This is a genomic window from Anabaena sp. PCC 7108, assembly GCF_000332135.1.
In the GTDB taxonomy this organism is placed as follows: domain Bacteria; phylum Cyanobacteriota; class Cyanobacteriia; order Cyanobacteriales; family Nostocaceae; genus Anabaena.
This window is the reverse complement of record NZ_KB235896.1, coordinates 5193685-5212726: the sequence shown is the minus strand read 5'-3', so window position 1 is coordinate 5212726 and position 19042 is coordinate 5193685. Positions and strand designations below refer to the sequence as shown.

14 protein-coding genes are annotated in these 19042 nt (G+C 37.3%); 9 read left to right on the top strand and 5 right to left on the bottom strand.

Translation table 11 applies throughout. From position 1 onward, the window contains the following. Positions 1-4 precede the first annotated feature (4 nt). From ANA7108_RS0124325 to ANA7108_RS0124300, 6 genes are read left to right on the top strand one after another with little or no spacing between them, the layout of a single operon-like run. On the top strand, positions 5-2251 hold the full coding sequence (locus tag ANA7108_RS0124325; protein WP_016953446.1) for an ABC transporter ATP-binding protein: 2247 nt from the start codon (positions 5-7) through the stop codon (positions 2249-2251). A gap of 14 nt (positions 2252-2265) precedes the next feature. Then, positions 2266-3477 carry a glycosyltransferase family 4 protein gene (locus tag ANA7108_RS0124320; protein ID WP_016953445.1) on the top strand — a complete coding sequence of 404 codons (1212 nt, stop codon included), beginning with the start codon at positions 2266-2268 and terminating at the stop codon, positions 3475-3477. Positions 3478-3500: 23 nt separating this feature from the next. Then, the gene (locus ANA7108_RS0124315; RefSeq protein ID WP_016953444.1) at positions 3501-4454 is read left to right on the top strand and encodes a glycosyltransferase family 10 domain-containing protein; all 954 of its coding nucleotides are present in this window, start codon (positions 3501-3503) and stop codon (positions 4452-4454) included. A 4-nt stretch (positions 4455-4458) separates the two neighbouring features. After that, positions 4459-5427, top strand: a complete 969-nt coding sequence (locus ANA7108_RS0124310; RefSeq protein ID WP_016953443.1) for an Npun_R2821/Npun_R2822 family protein — start codon at positions 4459-4461, stop codon at positions 5425-5427. 4 nt (positions 5428-5431) lie between these two features. Further along, entirely contained in the window at positions 5432-6322 is an 891-nt protein-coding gene (locus tag ANA7108_RS0124305) for an Npun_R2821/Npun_R2822 family protein (RefSeq protein ID WP_016953442.1), read from the top strand. A 17-nt stretch (positions 6323-6339) separates the two neighbouring features. Beyond that, positions 6340-7368, top strand: a complete 1029-nt coding sequence (locus tag ANA7108_RS0124300) for an Npun_R2821/Npun_R2822 family protein (RefSeq protein ID WP_016953441.1) — start codon at positions 6340-6342, stop codon at positions 7366-7368. Positions 7369-7621: 253 nt separating this feature from the next. Here ANA7108_RS0124300 and ANA7108_RS0124295 read toward each other — a convergent pair whose 3' ends face one another. The 3 genes from ANA7108_RS0124295 to ANA7108_RS0124285 form a co-directional block, all read right to left on the bottom strand. Continuing rightward, positions 7622-7996 carry a hypothetical protein gene (locus ANA7108_RS0124295; RefSeq protein WP_016953440.1) on the bottom strand — a complete coding sequence of 125 codons (375 nt, stop codon included), beginning with the start codon at positions 7994-7996 and terminating at the stop codon, positions 7622-7624. A 23-nt stretch (positions 7997-8019) separates the two neighbouring features. Next, positions 8020-9744 (bottom strand): AarF/ABC1/UbiB kinase family protein, encoded by a 1725-nt coding sequence (locus tag ANA7108_RS0124290; protein ID WP_026104425.1) that lies wholly within the window; start codon positions 9742-9744, stop codon positions 8020-8022. Between the two features lie 767 nt (positions 9745-10511). Continuing rightward, entirely contained in the window at positions 10512-13094 is a 2583-nt protein-coding gene (locus tag ANA7108_RS0124285) for a M1 family metallopeptidase (RefSeq protein WP_016953438.1), read from the bottom strand. A 500-nt stretch (positions 13095-13594) separates the two neighbouring features. Between ANA7108_RS0124285 and ANA7108_RS0124275 the strand changes: the two genes are divergently transcribed. Beyond that, entirely contained in the window at positions 13595-15265 is a 1671-nt protein-coding gene (locus ANA7108_RS0124275; protein WP_016953436.1) for a DUF3352 domain-containing protein, read from the top strand. Here ANA7108_RS0124275 and mscL read toward each other — a convergent pair. Then, entirely contained in the window at positions 15262-15693 is a 432-nt protein-coding gene (gene mscL / locus ANA7108_RS0124270) for a large conductance mechanosensitive channel protein MscL (RefSeq protein ID WP_016953435.1), read from the bottom strand. The two genes, ANA7108_RS0124275 and mscL, sit on opposite strands and share 4 nt — an antisense overlap. A 181-nt stretch (positions 15694-15874) precedes the next feature. Between mscL and ANA7108_RS0124265 the strand changes: the two genes are divergently transcribed. Beyond that, positions 15875-16795, top strand: coding sequence for a class I SAM-dependent methyltransferase (locus ANA7108_RS0124265; protein ID WP_016953434.1), 921 nt, complete (start codon positions 15875-15877; stop codon positions 16793-16795). After that, complete coding sequence (locus ANA7108_RS0124260) at positions 16788-17774, top strand: PrsW family intramembrane metalloprotease (RefSeq protein ID WP_016953433.1); 987 nt, start codon at positions 16788-16790, stop codon at positions 17772-17774. Before ANA7108_RS0124265 ends, ANA7108_RS0124260 begins: the two co-directional genes overlap by 8 nt. Positions 17775-18004: 230 nt before the next feature. On the opposite strand, the gene ANA7108_RS0124250 is transcribed toward ANA7108_RS0124260, so the two are convergent. Beyond that, positions 18005-18877: a 6-carboxytetrahydropterin synthase gene (locus tag ANA7108_RS0124250; protein ID WP_016953431.1), complete on the bottom strand. Its 873-nt coding sequence runs from the start codon at positions 18875-18877 to the stop codon at positions 18005-18007. Positions 18878-19042 lie beyond the last annotated feature (165 nt).

Sequence of the window (19042 nt, the reverse complement as noted above, 5' to 3'; positions counted from 1 at the left end):
CCCAATGTCTACCAGAAAACTACTACTAAGATTTGCCAAACCTTATCCAAACTTAATTTTATTAACAATAATATTAGGATTTTCTGGAGCTTTATTTAACGGCATTAGCACGGCGCTAATTGTGCCGGTTATTTTAAAAATCGTAGGACAAGAAGTAGACTTTAAAGGCGCTCCTGGTATTCTCAAAGCAATAATGAATCCGTTCGATAATGTACCAGAAAATTACCGAATTGTATTCATGGCAGGGGCTATCATAGTTACAATTGCTTTAAAGAACTTAGCTGCTTACACGAGTTCATTAACATCAAGTTCTTTGAACAGGATGATAACTTCGGATATGCGAGAGGCCGGACTCAGTATATTATTAAAAGTTGATATAGATTTTTACACTAAAATGAAGGTGGGCGATTTAATTAATCGCTTAGGCGGAGAGATGGGTCGGGCATCTACTGCAATAAGTAATACTATTAGGTTAATCACCTTATCAATTACAATTTTAGTTTTCGTTGGTTTATTATTGTCAATTTCCTGGCAACTAACAATTGCGGCCACGGCTTTGATGTCAGTAGTGACGTTGCTGAATCAACATATTATTGCTCGTTCTAAACAGTTTGGCAAACAACTTAGCGAGATGTCCAAGGCATACTCAGTCGCCATACTAGAAACTCTGAGCGGAATTAGGCTAGTTAAATCCACAGGTAACGAAGCCAGAGAATATGACCGGATTACAACTTTAATTAGAACTCGTGAAAAAGCAGATTTTCACGCTCAAGTTAATTCACAAGCGATCGCTCCTTTGAGTGAATTCATGGGAGTGACTTGCTTAATGATGATTGTTTTTTTAAGTAAGACTTTATTTGCTAATCAAATTAACGCAATTTCTACCGTACTGCTGACATATTTATTAGTGTTATTGCGATTGCTGCCATTGGTTTCTCAATTAAATACTCTGAGGAGCAACTTTGCCAGCATCTCTACCAGTGTAAATATGGTAAGTGACTTTTTAATGCTAGAAAATAAGCCGTTTATGAGTAACGGTAAACTTACTTATAAAACATTAACCAAAGGAGTTGATTTTAAATCTATCTACTTTACGTATAATGGCAATGAAAAACAGGTACTTAAAGATGTAAATTTATATTTACCTTGTGGTACGACTTTGGCATTAGTAGGCGGTTCTGGAGCGGGTAAATCCACCTTAGCAGACCTTTTACCAAGATTTTATGATCCGACAAGTGGTTGTATTACTTTTGATGGCATAGATTTACGAGAATTCGATTTAACATCTGTGCGAAAGCATATGGGAATTGTCAGTCAAGATACCTTTCTCTTTAATGATTCGGTGCGAAATAACATTGCCTATGCTAAACCAGAAGCAACAGAAGCAGAAATTATCACAGCAGCAAAGCGCGCTAATGCCTATGAATTTATTAGCAAATTACCCCAGCAATTTGATACCCTAATAGGCGATAGAGGCGTGATGTTATCAGGTGGACAAAGGCAAAGATTAGCGATCGCACGCGCATTAGTTCAAGATCCAGAAATTCTAATTTTAGATGAAGCTACTAGTGCCTTAGATACTGTTTCAGAACGGTTAGTACAATCTGCTCTAGATGAACTGAGTCATAATCGTACTACCTTAATAATTGCCCATCGACTTTCAACAGTCCGCAAAGCTGATCAAATTGCCGTCTTGGATCAAGGCTGTGTTGTGGAAGTAGGAACTCATGAAGAACTAGTCAAAAGAGGGGGTTACTATTCACGTCTGTACTCTATGCAATTTGCAAATAAGTCTGACACTCCCGAAAAACGAAATCAAAGCTTGCTCCGCATATCTTACGAAATTCGCACACAACTAAACTCAATGATTGGGTTGCTAAGTTTATTACTTGATGATCTAGTAGATGATGCTCAAGAGCGACACGAATTACTTGAACAATCTTACAAATCAGCATGGAGAATTCTCAATACCGTTGATGTTTTCGATGATGTAATTAATCGACAAATCAAGGGAGAATTAGTTTCAATTGCCGAACAAAATCATAGTAATATCACTACTTATTATCAAAATTTTAGTTATATGTTTGATGAATTTCGCTCTTCTCTAAATCCTATATTTGCAAGCCTCCGCACACTAGCAGATAATGTCACTGAACAAAATCAATTACAACATCAACTGCTCATAGAAGCCCATGAATCTGCCATTTATCTTCTCGGTAACTTAGAAAAATTTGAAGACAGCATTAAGTAAAATCTCAAATAATTATGAATAATAATCCTACAAATAAACATTACATATTTTTTATCAATGAACAGTTGCCCAAGCCAGCAGCTCATCTAGTTCAGTCAACTAACGCTGCTAACGGGGCTGCTAACTTAGGTTATTCCACTGTCTTAATACATTACCAAAAAGGACGAGAAGCCATGAATCCCTGGCTTCTAGCTCATCCTTTTCAACCACGAAAACCATCAGTCGAACTTGTTAAGTACTACAATTTACAAGATAAATTAAAAATAGCTAATTTACCTATGCCTTGGCCTATTGATAGTTGGCATAATAAATTTACCAACTCTAATACTATTACTACTAAATATTATTTTCCATTCCACATATTACCACATACAAAAATAGTTCACAGTCGTAACTGGAATTTTATCAAAGCCGCAATTAGAAATGGCATTCCGGCAATTTATGAACATCACCATCATGAGGACAAAAAATTTGAACCAGAAATTGTGAAAAATCCCCTATTTCAAATTGCTGTTACTGTCATAGATACCATTCGAGACAGCATGATTAAAAATGGTATGCCTCCAGAGAAAGTGATTACCATTCACAATGGTTTTAATAGCCTATTTATGGGAAGACAACCAGAAAAATTAACAACATGGCGTGAAAAATTATTGCCAGATGGACGTGATAAATTGGTAGTCTATGCAGGAGCATTAAAACAATTCAAAGGTATTGACATACTTATTGATGTAGCAAAGGAAATGCCAAATGTGCAATTTGCTTGTGCTGGTGGTAACTCAGAAGAAGTTGAGCATTACCAGCAACTCACTAAAGACAAGCAAGTTGAAAATATGACATTTTTAGGGTATATACTGCATGATGAGCTAGTATCATTGCTACAAGCAGCCGATATTTTAGCTCATCCCCATTGCTTAGGAAAAGCCGCAACTTTCACATCTCCTTTAAAATTATTTGATTACCTCGCCTCTGGAAATCCAGTTGTTGCTACCGAAATTCCTTCTTTAACTGAGTTTAAAAATACTCCAGCCATTGCTGCTTGGAGTGAACCAGATAACCCAACTAAATTTGCTGCTGCTTTGCAACAAGTCTTAGAAACACATCCAAAAAAAATAGATGGTTATCCAGAAATTATTAATTTTGTTAAGCAGTTCTCTTGGGAAAATCGTGCCACCAAAATCCTTAGCTACGTCAATGAATCTTTTCTTCCTCCACTCATCCTCTGAACTAATTTTGATTAGTGACTAATATGAAAACTGTAGGTATGATTAGCAGCTATCGCGCCTTAGAATCAAGGGCAGATTGGCTGTGGCAACAAACACCCCATCCCTTTGGTGTTTGGGGAAATATACAAATGCAAGCACTGGCAGAAAAACCAGATTTCCTGCTTATGTATCAGTTTGATTTTCCTAAACCATCACCTCCTCTATCGTTATTAGAACGTTTACGGAAACAGCAGCAAAAACCAGAGTTAAATATTCATAATTTATTACGTGGTGTCAATAAAGAACAGATTATTTATTTGTTAAGAGAACCACCTTTAGAGGAAATTGTAGAAATAAACCAGCGTAATTATCAAAAAGCTCAGAATTATTGTGGCTATGTTTCTGGGCCTGATGATTTTGCTCCTACGCCCGATTATATGCCAGCAATTTGGTATCATTCTAATTCATTTCAAGATTTGGATGAAATGCCATGCCCAGAAAAAGTTTCAAACTGTAGTTGGATTACTTCAGGAATTAATCGCACAGCCAACCATCGTCAACGTTTAGATTTTTTGCAATCTTTACAATCTCAAGGGCTACAAGTTGATTTTTATGGACGTGGTTTACAAAAATGGGTAAAAACTTCGGGAGAACTTGGTAATAAATGGTATGGAATGGCACCGTATTACTACAATCTAGCAATTGAAAACTATACTAGTAATGATTGGTATGTGAGTGAGAAACTTTGGGATAGTCTACTAGCTTGGTGTTTACCTATTTACTATGGTGGAACAGCGGCAGATAAACTATTACCCACAGGTAGTTTTTTAAGATTGCCTAGTTTAGATGAAAAAGGTATTGCTTATATCCAAGAAGTAACTTCCACCCCTGATGCGTGGTATGCTGCTAAAGACGCAATTGCCGAAGCTAGACAAATTATCTTACACAAACTCAATTTGCTCAACTGGTTATCAAACTTCGTTGCTCAATACTCATAAATATATGAAAGGTATTTGCACCCTTGGCAATGATTACGTTTTCGATCAACTTGTGGCTCTGCTCAACAGTATAGATGTTTTCTTGGGTTCAGAAATTCCAGTTTGTATCTATCCCTTTGATGAAAAAATCCAGCGGATAACTGAGGAAATAGCCAAACGTCCCAATGTATTTATTTACGATAATCAACAATCAATTCAACGTTGGGATCAATTCATGCTAGAAGCTAGTCCAGCTAGTATGACCCGCAAATACAGAATTTATGGTGGACATCGACGATTTTGTGCTTTCGATGAACCATTTGATGAATTTGTTTATCTTGATGCTGACACTTTAGTGATGGATTCACTAGATTTAGTATTTCAAAAATTAGCTGAATATGATTGTATAGTCTATGATTTTCAATTTAAACAGCTAGACAAAGTTTATAATATTGGCTCCCCAAAGTTATTTGAAGTTTTTGATCAAAAACGTTTAGATACAGAAATATTCTGTTCTGGATTTTACGCATCTAAAAAAGGTCTATTTGATGAAAATAGTATAGCGAAACTCTTATCTTATTTACGCGCAGGTGAAAGAGAAATTCTGTATCCTACAGGTGATCAACCAGTCATTAACTATATGTTTATGAGGTCTGGTCTAAAAATTTGTAATTTAGCTCATCACTTACCTAGCCAGGAAGTTACAGGTTGCACCGTCACCTCTAAACACTTTGAAGAGAAAGAGAAAATTTTATATGACAAAGGTAATCGCTTAACCTACTTACATTACATTGGCATCACACCGAAGATTAGTCAAGCCGTATGTGCAGGCGAAAATATTGAATTTCCTTATCGAGACTTATTTCTTTACTATCGCTATCTGCATGAACCAGATAAACGCCCATTTTTCAAAAATCCTCCTCGTTCTTATAACGCCTCACCACCAGGTTTACTAACTAAAGCATTACAAAAATTAAAATTATTTAGAGGATAGCTATATGAGTCGGGGAATTTATATTGTTGCTAACGACCACGTAATTGAAAATGCTATTGCCTTACTCAATAGTATTCGTCAATATGACCAGGAAGTCACAGTTTATCTCATTCCTTTTAATGATAAATACCATAAAGTAGCTGATACATTGGCTACGTTACACAATGTCAAAATTTTCCCTGACTTAGAATTAATTGACAAATTTACACAACGTATAGGTGAAATTTTTGATCGAGACTTCCTAGCTTTACCCAATAAAATGCGGAAATTGGTGGCATGGTTTGGACCCCTAGATGAATTTATTTATATTGATACGGATATTGTCGTCTTTGAAAAAATATCCAACGACTTAGACAAACTTGCTGAGTTAGATTTCTTCTGTTGTGATTATCATCATGCTAATGACAAACTTAGAAATATTTTTTCTCCTCTTGTAAAAGAGCAGCAAATTTTTACAGACATTCAACTAGAAGATGTTTTCAATAGTGGCTTCTGGGGTTCAAAAAAAGGTGTTATTAGCTATGAACAAATGGATGAAACTTTGCGAGAATGTGCTACACATCGTGAATACTTTGATTTTTCTGAAGGAGTCACAGACCAACCTGTTTTAAATTATCTTATTCTTAAGTTAATTGCCAAACGTGGTAATCTCGTCAAAATTCCTGGTGGTGGACCTGGTAGTTGGGGCGGTTCTCGCAATTTTCAAGAACAAGATTATATCCTTTATGATCAAGGGAAACGATTAAAATATTTGCATTGGGCAGGTATAAAAATGAAACCTGGTAGTCCTTATTGGCAGTTATGGCGACATTATCGTTATCTACATGAGGGTAAATTAGCTTTTATCCCTAAACTCACTCGTCGCTTATTTCCTTTTATTACTAACCGAATTTAATATTGAGGAGTATTTATATGGTTAACGGTATTTACACCTTAGCTAATGATGTGGTTTATGACCAATTAGTGGCTTTACTTAACAGTATTGAAGCTAATGCTGGCAGAGAAATTCCTGTTTGTGTTATTCCCTATGATGATAGATTAGATCAGGTAAAAGCAGAGATTGCTACTAGAGATAATGTTACCTTATTTGATGATTCTGCTTCCCTTGCTCGTTGGGAAGGAATTGGGACTCGTATCTGGAAATCACATCCTAGAGCTTTAAAGCTCTGGAGAGAACGTGGTTTGTCAGATAATTTTCGTATAGAAAGACATCGCAAACTTTGTTGTTTAGATGGTGCTTTTGACAAGTTTATCTTCTTTGATGCAGATACTCTGTTGATGAAACCATTAGATGATGTGTATGAGAAATTAGATAGGTATGATTGGATTACAAATGACTTTCAATATAAATCAAAATTGACCTATATTTTTGAATGGTCTGAAGAAAAACTCCAAGAAACTTTCCAACGACAGAGTATCAGAAATGATATTTTTTGTTCTGGTTGGTTTGCATCTAAGAAAAGTATTTTTGATCAAGTTACTTTAAACCAATTATTAGATAAATTGGAATCGGGAGAATCTGATGTACTAGCTTGGGGTGATTCTGATCAAACAGTTATCAACTATTTGGTTTTACGTAGTGGTATTTCTTACTATAACTATGCCTGTCATGATGAAGCAACAGGCTGTCATTGGTCTTCTCAATTTAATGTTGTAGATAATATCTTATATGACCAAGGACAACCAATTACATATCTTCATTATATGAGTGTATCTTCCTCAGCATTTACTCAGCTATGTACTGGAGAAGATGTCAATATTGCTTACCGTGATGTATTTTTACACTATCGATATTTAAAATCACCAGAACAACGTCCTCAATCTTTTAACCGTCCCAGTCCTTTTGTCCAGTTACAGCGCAATGGTTCAAAGTTTTTACAGAAAAAATTTAATAGATTGAAGCTAAAATATAGTAACTTCAAGGATAAAATTACTCAATGAAAAAACCACATATGCAATTAAAATAGATTTGCTATGTGCATATGTGGTCAATCGTTTTCAAAATAGAAAATGAAATAATACCGTTTTTTTATGAAGATGCAATTTATCCTTTGTTGTAGAGACATTCCATGGAACGTCTCTAGGAAATAAATTTGGCGCAGCTTTACATAGAATTGGTATAAGTAAGTGAAAAACTAAGGATTTAAAAACAGCGCAGATAGGTTCTGTTTTTGTAGCTGAGACTCTAAAGACTCTAAGACCAAGAATCTAAATCTAGAGATTGCATTCCCCGACTTTTAGCAAAATCTAGTAAACTTCCCAATTGGAACCAAACCAACAAACAAGTTAGCAAACTCAGAGGTAAACCCACACCTAAAGCCAAAGGAGATGGAAAGCCAAAGATTTCTAACCCAGAAGACATAAATAAACAAGTGCCTCCAGTGATGCCAATGAATGGTATAAATAATTGTTTTAAAGAAGAAGAAGATTTCACACTTTCTTGGGGAACACTTGGCCATTTCTGCACAATTACTTTTAAAGTTCCCGATAATGCTAAACCAGAAGTTAATGCTGTGAGAAATCCAACCAACAGTAAAAAATATGGCGGTTGTAAAGGGTAATAGTACATGAAAACTCCTAATTGTTATTAAATTAATTTTTACTTGGTGAGTGGTGGATAGTAAAGGCAGCAAAGGTTTTAGAATTTGGCAAAATAGCAGCAATGCCTTCTTTAGATAACTCTGTCAAAATACCTATAGCCACATCTAGTAAACGATTTGGAGGTAAGTCGTCCTTGACTAAATTCCACAGCCTTTGTATTTCTTCTGTGTGTAAACGGTCATCTTCAGTGAGAGCAAGAACTAACTGACGACGGAGAAATCTACCTTCTTCAGATAGTAGAAATTGTAACCCCATTTTTGCTGTCGGTAAGACATCAAATTCTTCATCAGTGCGAGCAATGGAAATTAAATTTTCTAACCGCTGCCATTGAAATTTACCATCTTTAAACAATACATTGAGTAACCGCCGTCTCAATGCAGGAGATTCCCCAGTTAGCAACCGTCTTGCTATGTATGGATAACCTACTTCAACAATTTTAAAATTTGGATTGAGGCTGAGAGCTATACCTTCCTGTGTCACCAAGGAACGAATAATTAAAGCAAATTTGGCAGGTACTCGGAAAGGATATTCATACATCAATTCCGAGAATTCATCAGTAATAGTTTTGAAGTTAAAATCCTTGACATTTTTGCCAATAGCATTTCCCAGCACAGCTTCTAATGCTGGAACAATTGGGCAAATATTTGTATCTGGAGCCAGAAATCCCAGTTTGACAAAGTCTTCAGCTAAGTCGGTGTAATCTTTGTTTACAAGATGTACTAAGGCATCTACCAGTGTTTCTTTGGTAGTTTCCTCCAACTGATCCATCATGCCAAAGTCAACGTAAGCCATCCTACCATCGGGCAGAGCAAACAAATTACCTGGATGAGGATCTGCATGGAAAAAACCATGTTCTAACAATTGCTGTAATCCAGAGGTAACACCGATTTGGATAATTGTTTCTGGATCTAAACCTACTGCACGAATGCTTTGGGTATCTGTTAGTTTAAAGCCGTTAATCCATTCCAGAGTTAAAACACAAGTATTAGTGTAACGCCAATAAATACAAGGAATTTTAACTTGGGGGTCATCGCGGAAATTACTAGCAAATTTTTCTGCATTTCGACCTTCATTGATGTAATCGACTTCTTCAAATAACTTGGTTCCGAACTCGTCTACAATTAGTGTCAGGTCGTGACCAAGATTAAGAGGTAGCCAAGGTGTCAACCAGCCAGCAGCCCAGCGCATGAGGTACAAGTCCCGTGTAATAATTGGACGTAAGTTAGGGCGTTGTACCTTCACTGCTACTTCTTCACCACTAATTAAACGGCCTCTGTAGACTTGGCCTAAACTAGCTGCTGCTACAGGTTGGGGTGAGAGTTCACTGAATACTTCTTGAATGGGTCGGTCTAGTTCACTTTCAATAATTTGGTAAGCCAAGTCATTATCGAAAGGTGGTAACTGATCTTGCAACTTAACCAGTTCTGCTAAAAAATCTTTGCGGATTAAGTCAGGTCTGGTGGAAAGGGCTTGACCAACTTTAATAAAAGTGGGTCCAAGGTTGGTGAGCAGTTCTCGCAACTGGGTAGCTCGTTTACCCTTGTTCTGCTCAACTTGATTTTGCCATTCATCCCACTTAAGACTGAGTATAAAGCCTAAAAAAGAGAGGATGATTCTCAGGAGTCTGCCCCAAGCTAACCAGGGACGGTAACTGTAGTAACGAGCGATCGCTTCTTGATTATACTGCTTTAGTTGAGCAGGTTGATACTGACCCACGCCTTTATTTGCCTCTCCAACTAGGAAATTTACACTATTGTTTGTCTCCTGAATCACAAGCTGCTTGCTCATCAAGGATAGTGGTAGGTTTTGATTTGACTACTGCTAACACTAATTGCTATGTAGCATAGTGTTAACTTTTTTACCTCTACAGCAGATAGCATCCAGCCCCATTATAAACTTATCCCCTCATCTACCATTTCCGGTAAAGTGTGGAGCTTCTTTCGGTTTTAGTTACAAGAAAGAATATAAGCTTGGCCTATTTCTAGGAACTATTATGAGGCAGACTAAAAATATCCCATCTGCCTAGATTTGTTTATCTTTTCGTTAATTATACTTTATAAAAGTACAAACATTTATCTAATATTTGGAGCATTTTATATTTTTTTAATTATTCTTCATAAAACAATAAATACTAACTAGTTATATGTGTAAATATTTTTACTTAAAATTCAGTAAGTACACTGTCTGGAAATTATTGCAAAAGCCTATCATAAAAGTTTTATACTCTACAGTTAGAAATATACATTTCGTAAAAATTGTGTCTATCAATACTGAACTTAATAAAATAATACGTAGTCAAAACAGACTTGTTTGGCTTACCTGAATGATGAGCATCAAGGTAAGCATCGGTGTGTATTCATTGCTAATTAATAATAATAGTTTTAGGCTTTGCCTTTCCATATAGGAACTAATTATTATGAAACCTTTTCAGATTTTAGATTTTGAATAATTAAATCCAAAATCTAAAATTTAAACACTTTTAATTAACTCTGCTTTGATTTTGCTTCCAAAGTTTCTAAGCGGCTTTTTAGTTCCTGATTTTGTTGTTGAATTTTGTTGAGTTCTTCGCGCATTTGAAGCAAGCTTTTTTCAGGGCCAATATTCTTTTGGACTTTGGTCACTTCTTCTTCCGCATAACGACGCACTCTTCCATCTGCCGTTTGATTAGCTAAAGACTGTAAAATGCTCATTGCTTTCGGGGTTTCCATTTGTCCCAATGCAGATACTACTGCCATTTGGGTTAAAAAGAAAGTCTCTCTAGCTATTTCTGATAATCGATCTAAAATCCGTTCTATATTAGTAGGAGTTTGACCAACAGAAATTTTGCCTAAATTGCGAATTGTCGTTAAACGTAACGGTTGAGAAATACCAAGTTTAGTATATTCAATCAATAAGTTCAAAGCAGCTTCTGAAGTTTTAAATTCTGCTAAACCAGCAATTGCCCCACTGCGGACAACTTCATTCCAACCTGCTTTTTCTTCTAAAACGGTTTTCAGCAACTTGATGATTTTTTCTTCATGAGGTTTATCTTCCAAGTTAGCAGCAGCTATTGCTCCTATTGTCCGACAAGCAGCAGCTTCTACATAGTAACTGGGATCACCATCCTGAACAAAACCTTTAACAGCTTTATAACTAGCATGGGTTTTAATATCAGATAAAGACTGCACCACAGCACGTCGTACATAAGGACTTTGATCTTGTAAACCAGCAACTAAGCCATCAAATGCTTGATCTAATTTAATTTCTGCTAATTGTTTAGCTACTTCCACACGCACACCCCAAAAGGGATCATTTTGCAAAGCTGCTGATAGTGCTTTAGTCGCTTCTAATGCACCTTTTTTAGCCAAAGCTGCTGCTGCATAGATGCGAGAAACAGGATGAGGATCAAATTCTAACTGTGCTTTTAATTCTGGGACTGGATATTCTAAAGCCACAGTTTTCAGGTAATTATTCCCCACATCAAAGCTGATAAAATCTGGCTTTTCAGTTAGTGGAAAATAGAAACTCTGTTCTCGTTCATTCACGCGTACGGTGAAAGTTTTCAATGCTGAGTTTGCCTGAATATAACCAAAACCGATAGGTATTCTGAGGTCAAACAATTCTTTATCGTCTACAGTAGCTTGGGTTTGAGTAACTGTTACTTTAGCTAAATTAGCATCTCCATCCCAAGAGTAAGCAACTTTAAAGTCGGGATGACCACCACGATAAACATATTGATCAAAAAGGAAAGTGAGATTATGTCCAGTTGCTTTTTCAATCGACCTGAGTAAGTCTACGGTTTCTACAGTTTTATGAGCATTATCTTGGACAAATACTTGAATAGCTTGCCAAAACAAGTCATCTCCCAATTCCGTGCGAATCATGTGATAAACACAAGATCCTTTTTCATAGATATGCCGATCATAAAGTTCGATGGCTTCTCGGTAAATATGAGTGACCATTGGCCGACGGTAGCGGCTGCTGTCTTCGCTTAAATAACTACGTGCTTCTAATAAACGATAATATGCTGCATCCTGCTCGCCATATTCATGTTCTGTCCACATTACTTCAGAATAAGAAGCCATTCCTTCTTTAATCCAAGCATGAGACCAGTGTTTAATTACGACTAAATCCCCAAACCATTGATGCGCTAATTCATGGACAACTAAACTTTCTGTGTTGCGGTTATCTAATACTGCACGTTCATCTAGTAAACATCGGTCAGTTAACAAGGTAGTCGAGGTGTTTTCCATTCCTCCAAAAATGAAGTCTTCTACGCAAACTTGGGCGTATTTGGGGAAAGCATAGGGATAACCATACTTTTCGCTCAAAAATTCTATCATGCGGGGAGTTTTACCCATACTACGTTTAGCATCTGCTGCCCGTTCTTTTTCAACGTAGTAGGTAACAGGTTTACCTTGCCACTCATCTCGAATTTCTGCAAAGTTACCTACTGCTAATGTCATTAAGTAAGTAGGGTGAACTTGCTGCTGTGACCAATGGTAAATTTTATCCTCACCATCAACCGCTGTATCAATCAGTTCACCGTTGGAAATTGCCATCAGGTGCTTGGGAACACGGACACGGATTTCTGAAGTTGATAGCTGTCCTGGATAGTCAAAGCAGGGAAACCAATACCGAGAGTCTTCGTCTTCTCCCTGAGTCCAGACTTGGGTAGGTTTATGTGGATAGTATTTGTCTGGTTGAATAAAGTAAATTCCCCGTTGGGGTTTTTCTACCGAGTAAGCGATCGCAATTAATAATCTATTTCCGATCTGAGTTGGTTGAGAAAGTTGAATAGAAAGCTTTTCTCCATCATATTCAAACTTCTGTATGACTTCGTCTACCTGTACAGATTGGATATTCAGGTTTACGGCATCCAAGGTCAACCGCTCAATATTATTGCGGATTGGCAATAGACGAATGCTACAATTACCGTAGTAACTTTGGTGCGGTATATCCAAATTTAGGTCTAGAAAAATATGTTCTACTTGTCCGGGTCTATCGGGGTTGTAGTGTGGTTTAGCCCCTGGTAGCTCAAAAGATTTATGTCCGTTATTCTCGGTATCAAAATAAGACTGCAACATTGATTATTACTGACCTTGTAATCCTGAAACTTTCAGAAAAATAGCGATTGCACGTAACATATCCCCAATCAACTTGATTAGTTGATCAGGATTTTCCTTGGGGATGGGATGATAAAAATCAATCTTCTCATTTTGCTCCCAAGTCTCCATATCTTGATGTCATCTGAATATTTTTCAGTTTTACATCATCGAAGAGTCTCTTATACCACACTGTGATCTATTTTCATTGAGTAAAAATACTATTATTCTTCTAGCTGAGAAGAACTTGTGGCTCAGAGTCTGATTATTTTTTTGAGATCAACTAAAATACCATTTGCGGATTCACTCCTCACTTTGGTGAAGTCTTTTTTAGAGTCACTAAAAATTAGTATTGTGTATAAATACCAATTTTATCAGTAAATACCCACTAAATTAGTGGAAATTAGTGATAAAAATCCAAAAACCTGCCGATTACTGTTGTAAATACCTGATCATAATTTGATCACAAGAGGATAATAACAATGCCTGAAAGTAAATCAAAATTTTTAGTTCCTGCTATTGGTACTGCTATAGTCGTGGTAGGTGGTCTAGCTGCGTATATGTATTTAAAAGCTCCTTTTGGAGATACCTCCAGTCCTCTGGGTAGCGCTAAAGTTGTACCATCTAATGCCTTAATGGCAACTTATATCAATACTGATCCCCCATCTTGGCAGAAGTTACAGCAGTTTGGCACTCCACAAGCACAACAATTGCTGACAAAAAGTTTAGGATCTATCAATAAAGGACTACTTAATGATAGTAACATTTCCTATGAAACAGACATACAACCTTGGATAGGGGGTGTGATGATTGCTGTGTTACCACCAAGTCCCCCTACACCTAGTCAATCCAATCCACCTGTCCAACCACCTCAGGAGCCAAATATTCTCTTGGTAGTAGGTATAAAAGACAAACTCAATGCTTTAAATTTTGCTAACAAGTTAAAGGGGCAGAAAAACATTCAAATTCAGGAATCAGAGTACAAAGGTGAAAAAATTATTGCCACTCAAAACAAGGGTAAATCAACATATACAGTGGTTTTAAATAATAGCTACATACTCTTAGCACCAGAAAGACAAGCTGTAGAAAAAGCTATTGATACTTATAAAGGTGAATCTTCTTTTGCTAGTAAAGAAGGTGTAAGTAGCATTTTAACTAAGGGTGTAGATGTTAAAAACAGCCTTGCTCAGATTTATCTGCCTGATTACGCTAATACTATACAGCAATTAACAGCATTAAATTCCCCAGCTAGAGCATTACCTCCACAGACTTTAATGCAACTTAAGCAAGTAAAATCTGTAGTAGCAGGTATTGGTGTTGATGATGGGGGACTGCGATTAAAAACAGTAGTAAATTTAGATCCACAACTGAACAAATTTCAGTATCAAACCACTCCTGCTAATATAGTTGGACAATTTCCTAGTGATACTTTTGCTTTAGTCACTGGACAGAATATTAATCGTAGTTGGCAAACTTTTGTAGAACAGTCCAAAGATTATCCTGAATTTAAGCAAGGAGTCGAACAAGCTCGCGGACAACTAAAACAATCTGCCAATATTGATTTAGATAAAGATATTTTTAGTTGGATGAACGGAGAATTTGCCTTGGGTGCTGTGAAATCTAATCAAGGTTGGTTAGCAAATGTTGGTTTTGGAGGGGCTTTTGTATTTGATACAAGCGATCGCAAAACAGCCGAAGCAACTTTCACCAAACTAGATGATTTAGCCAAAAAGCAATCTCTCAACGTTGCCCAAAAAAGCATAGGTGGTAAAAATATCACAGAGTGGCAAATACCCCAACAAGGCGCTTTAGTGGCACATGGGTGGCTAGATCAAGACACCGTATTTTTCGCTATTGGTGGTCCGGTTGGTGAAGCAATAGCAGACAAAAAAGGTCAAGCCCTTGATAATAGCGATACATTTAAAACCGTAACTGGTTCTTTACAGAAACCCAATGGTGGTTATTTCTATCTAGATATGGACAGCACCACTACCTTAATCACTCGTATTGCCGCGCAAGGTCAACCCCTTCCTCCGGAAGCTACTGGTATCTTATCTTCTATTCGTGGTCTGGGTGTGACTGTGAATAGTCCCGATCAATCTACCAGTCAAATGGAGATGTTGTTATCTCTCAAGCGCTCTAAATCCAACTAAATTTGAGGATTTCGAGTTTCTAAAGTCTGCGTCAGATGATTGAGCGCCTCAGTCAGTCTTTCTTGAGCTACAAGGTGAGAATCTGATGATGGCAGTTCAGCCGCAACTTGTTCTTTCCTTTTGAATTTTTGTAATGCTTGAATAGTGACAAATAAGACAAAAGCAATAATGAGAAAGTCAACTATGGAGCCGAAAAACCTGCCGATGGCAATTCCTGGACCAATGCTGATTGTTCTCCAGTCTTGACCAGGTAAAGTGATCAGAGGGTTCATTAATGGCATGATCAGATCCTGTACAAAAGAGGTGACGATCTTGCCAAAAGCTCCACCAATAATAAATGCGATCGCTAAATCAACGACATTGCCTTTCACGGCAAATTCTCGAAAATCGTTGATAAAGCTTCTAGCTCTGCGATTTATTTTTGCCATAAAGGCCGTAGATAGGATCAGAGAAAGGGTAGAATCCTATTCTATAAATCTTTAAAATTGGTTTTCCTATGCCAATTAGGTGAAAAAGACTCTGACTGTAGAAGTAAATCTACTTCTAGACTCACGTCCAAGAAATATGTCATAAGTTAAAAAGACTAGTCTATTAAACACAAGTTAATTTATGACTGCTGCTGTTACAACTACCCCTGACTTAGCTTCCCGTTTGGTAAATGGCATCCTGGCAATTAAGCCATTAGCTAATCTTGCCCAACACCAAGCCCGACAAATGATGATTAAACGCGCTGAGAAAATAGGTGTGTATTGGACAAAAGAAGTAGAAAAACTGCAAGGGCGTGATTGGGCAAATGATTTAGCTCAAGTCCAAAATCCTCAGCTAATCTACCCAGACTACTACGTTACCTCATTCCACGCTTACGAAACCGGAAATCTCAGTTGGCAAGCTGCATTTGAAGTAGAATCTGCGGCTCATGCAGTCCACGCTAAAATTTGGCAAGATACTGAAGTCCAAGGTGATGCCAAACTACGCCAAAGCTACCATAACATCGTCGCTAGTTCCATTTCTCAAGCCCCAAAAGACATTTTAGATTTGGGATGTAGTGTGGGAATGAGTACCTTTGCTTTACAGGCAGTTTATCCCCAAGCTAATATTACTGGTTTAGATTTATCTCCTTATTTCTTATCTGTAGCTAACTATCGCGCTAAACAACGTCAAACTCAAATTAACTGGGTTCATGCTGCGGCTGAATCGACAGGATTACCAGATCAATCATTTGATTTAGTTTCCATTTTTCTGATGTGTCATGAATTACCCCAGTTAGCAACTAAAAAGATTTTTGCAGAAGCAAAGCGTGTTTTGCGTCCAGGTGGTCATTTAGCAATTATGGACATGAACCCCAAATCGGAAATTTACAAGAAAATGCCAACCTATATCCTAACTTTGCTCAAAAGTACCGAACCTTATTTAGATGAATATTTCAGCCTAGATATTGAGAAAGCTTTAGTAGAAGCAGGTTTCCAAACTCCAAATATTACTAGCAACAGTCCCCGTCACCGGACTGTAATTGCTCAGGTGCGTGGCTAATTTTTCTCTACTACTGTGGGCAGTTATTCCACCGCTGGTGTTGTTGTGGTTTTATTACCGCAGAACTCCTGCTGCCCCACCTCTGTTAAATTTGCTACTTTTGTTTATTATTGGCGCTGTATCTGGTTTTGCGGCTCTCGGCCTAGAATGGACTGTAGAAATTGGGCTGAACTCAGTTGTAGACTGGCAACAAATACAGCGTTCCATATTGGGTGTTGCTCTGCGGCAGATATTGGAAATAGCAATTATTGAAGAAGGTTGTAAGTTAGCAGCCGTTGTTTTAGCTATCTGCTATCTGCAACGCAGGTATTACTTACGAGCTACGACTGTTTTTATATTTACCATAGCGGTGACTCTAGGGTTCACTGCTGAAGAAAATTGGATTTATCTATCTCACGGTACATCATCAATTTTAGAACGCAGTATTGGGACACCAGTTCATACTATGTTCTCTGCTCCTTGGGGGTATGCCTTGGGAATATATATTTCTTCGACAAGACGATTAAATAGAGATAGCCAATTAATTACAAAAGCTTGGCTAAATGCTGTGTTTTTTCATGGTTTAGTCAATGTTTTATCTAAGGCTTGGGGTTTTCCACAGCCAATAAAATTCCTGGGCTATGGTTTATTTCCTTTGCTATTGTGGATGTTTTGGCGATTAGAACAACTATTGCGAAGAGTACAGGGCAGACGTGTTATTACTTTAATTTCTGGTTACACACCCTTAGCTCGTTATTGGCAAAGAACTTTAATATTGTTTATTCTGTTATTAGGTGGAAATGCTATTTTTGGATTGTTTCTTCTTGCTAGAAAACTTAGTCCTTTGCGGTGGGAGCAACTGTTTGAGGCTGATATTTTATCGTTTATACTTAAACAAATAGTACTAAATCTCTTTTTAGGAATTTCGTCCTGGTTAATTTATCGCTATTTACGATATTTAGCCGGTCATCGGTATTTTTTAAAGTTAGGAAAATACTAGGAGATTTTTATGCAAGCGACTCCTGTCCGTTGGACTACTCCTGATTTAGAGTTATTCGCAGGAGATAAAAGAAATCGCTATGAGATTATTGAGGGAGAATTATTTAGTGCAGATTAATTGATTAGTCTTTTATTACCTAGATTCAAGTGTGTAGTGAGTCAAATTTTTTAGTAGGGGCGTATTGCAATACGCCCCTACAGGTTCTTTGATAAGTCGGGGATCTGGGTATTTTACACTCTTGCTAAAATTGGTTGACTAACAGCTGTACTAATAGATGTTGATTCTGTATCAGCAGCGTAAATTTCGCAGGAATTATTGGGGCTTTCGATGAGTTTAACCTTGTAAAGCTTGGCTCCTAGCTCTTGAATAGGCGATCGCAATACGTTACTAATATAAAGAGCGATATTCTCGGCAGTAGGCACAACTTTGGCAAAGAAAGCAATATCTTTGTTTAAAAAAGTGTGATCAAATGGTTGTAGTACATAATCTTCAATCACTTGATTTAACGCACCTAAATCTACAGTCATACCCGTGCGAGGATCAATTTCTCCTTTCACAGTGACTTCTAAATGGTAGTTATGTCCATGTCCATTTACGCGAGCGCACTTACCATAAATCTCTGTATTTTCTTCTAAACTCAAGTCAGGATGAGCTAATCTGTGCGCGGCACTAAAGTGAGTGCTAATACTTAAATATGCTTCCATTCCATTGCCCATATAATCTGCCCAAAGTTCAGGATGTTCAAATAACTGCACGCGGACTAAAGGTAAATGGGGTGCTAGACGTTCCCAAATCACCCGCGCAATATTTTCTGTGGTGGGAAGAGTTTGTTGAAATTCTGTCCACACATCATTGAGATAAGAAAAATCTAGTTGACTGGTAATCTCCCGCTTGATGACGTGTTTCACATCAGACAAGTTCAGCACCATCCCATACTCATCTAATTCCCCAGCGAGGGAAATAAATAAAACATAGTTGTGTCCGTGTCCGGGAAATTTTGTGCAAAGACCAAATTTTTCAACATTCTCGTTTTCACTCAGTTCTGGCAACCAATACCGATGGCTTGCCGAAAACTGAGCGCGGCGATTTACAATACATTGCATGAGTACACTGGGACTAGAACTTAATATTTCTTAAACTTTCACTTTACTCAGTATAAACCAATAATGACATTTCCGGCAGATTATAGATAATCCTATAATTAGAGTCTGAATGTAGATATTGACAACTTAGAGTAATTCAATACTCGAAAATAACTTCCCCAATTG